General features: G+C 68.4%; 1 pseudogene. It reads right to left on the bottom strand.

Annotated features, from left to right (window positions below):
* Positions 1 to 2,075: pseudogene (locus A5753_RS00655) on the bottom strand (condensation domain-containing protein); the annotation flags it as partial.

Here is a 2,075-nt window from a genome sequence, read left to right as displayed (position 1 = left end):
CAACCACCAATCCAGCACGACAACGCCGCCCCACCCACCGGCGCACCGATCGGCGGGGCCCCCGACCCCGCCCGCAGCGGGGCGCTGAGGGTGGCATAGATCGTGGTCTCGGTCGGCCCGTAGGCGTTGACCATCACCCGCCCCGGCGCCCACCGATCCACCACCGCCGCCGGACACGCCTCGGCCGCAATCACCAACGCCGCCGCGTTGACCTGCTGGGCAGACAACATCCCCACCGCCGACGGGGTCTGGCTGAACACACTGACCTGTTCGGCGGCCAGCAGAGCCTGCAACTCCTGCGGGGAGCGGGTCACCTCCTCAGGCACCACCACCAGCCGCCCACCATGTAGCAGCGCCCCCCAGATCTCCCACACCGAGTAGTCAAAGGCATACGAATGGCACTGCGTCCACACCTGATCCGGCCCCAACACCAACCCGGCATCCCAGGAGGCGAACAACCGGGTCACGTTGTGGTGGGTGACCGCCACCCCCTTGGGCACCCCGGTGGTGCCCGAGGTGTAAATGATGTGGGCCACCTCCTCAGCAGCCGGCACCGGCAGCGGTGTGCCCGCCACACCCTGGATACCGGGGTCATCGACCTCGATCACCACCCCGGCGAAACCCGCAAGCCGGTCGGCCAGCTCGCGCGTGCACACCGCGGCCATCGGCGCGGCATCGGCGAGCATGAACCCGATGCGCGCCGCTGGCAGCGCCGGATCGATCGGCAGATAAGCCGCCCCGGTCTTGAGCACCGCCACGATCGCGATCACCGCCTCAGCGCTGCGCGGCAACACCAACGCCACACACTGTCCCGCGCCCACCCCGCTGCCGGCCAACACCTGCGCCACCCGATTCGACGCCTCATCAAGCTCGCGATAGGTCATCGAGGCGCCCGCGCACACCAGCGCCACCGCCTCCGGAGTGCGCGCCACCTGCCCCGCGAACACCGCCGGAATCGACACCCCCGTACCCGCCCGACCCAACACCGCCCGATTACCGAACACATCCAACTCGGCACACTCCGCCGCATCCAGCACCTCGATCGCCGACAGGTGCTGGGCGGGTTCGGCGGTCAACGCCATCAGCACCCGCTGCAACCGGGCGATCAAAACCTCGATAGAGGCCGCATCAAACACATCGGTGCGGAACTCCACCGTTCCGCCGATCCCGGCGGGCTCACCGTCCCCGGTCCAACGCTCGGCCAGCGAGAAGGTCAAGTCCATACGAGCGCTCTGGGTGTCCACCGGCAGCGACGTCACCTGCAGGTCACCCAAACTCAGTGCGGCCGCAGGCTCCGCGGCGAGGTTTTGCCAGGCCAGCATGACTTGGATCAGGGGGTGGTGGGACAGGTTGCGGGTGGGGTTGAGGTGTTCGACGAGGACTTCGAAGGGGACGTCTTGGTGTTCGTAGGCGGCCAGGCTGCGGGTGCGGACCTGGGCCAACAGTTGGGCCATGGTGGGATTGGCGCCCAGATCGACCCGTAACACCAAGGTGTTGACGAAAAACCCGACCAGCTCATCGAGGGCGGGATCGCGCCGCCCGGCGATCGGGAACCCCACCGCCACATCCGCGCTGGCGCTGAGCTTGCCCAGCAGCACCGCCAGCGCGGTCTGCAGGACCATGAAACTGGTCGCGTTGTGTTCGCGGGCCACCCGCGCGATCTGCTGGGCCAACCCGGCCGGCCAGTCCACCGTCACGCTGGCCCCGCGCTGATCGGCCACCGCCGGATAGGGCCGATCGGTGGGCAACGCCAGCCGCTCGGGCATTCCGGCCAGCATCTGTTGCCAGTAGTCCAGCTGGGCGGTGATGCGGCTGTGCGGATCCTCAAGGTCCCCGAAACTGGCCCGTTGCCACAGCGTGTAATCGACGTACTGCACCGGCAACGGCGCCCAATCCGGGGCGTGGCCGGCGCACCGGGCGCCATAGGCGGTGCCCAGATCGGCCACCAGCGGGGTGATCGACCAGCCATCAGCGGCGATGTGGTGGACCACCACCACCAACACATGCTCGTCTTGGCCGAGGCGAAACAGTGTGGCCCGCAACAAGATCTCGCTGCTCAGATCGAAACTGTGCCG

It is taken from the genome of Mycobacterium sp. 852002-51971_SCH5477799-a, assembly GCF_001667145.1.
In the GTDB taxonomy this organism is placed as follows: Bacteria; Actinomycetota; Actinomycetes; order Mycobacteriales; family Mycobacteriaceae; genus Mycobacterium.
Note: the sequence above shows the minus strand (reverse complement) of the source record. Positions and strands in the feature narration are given on the sequence as shown.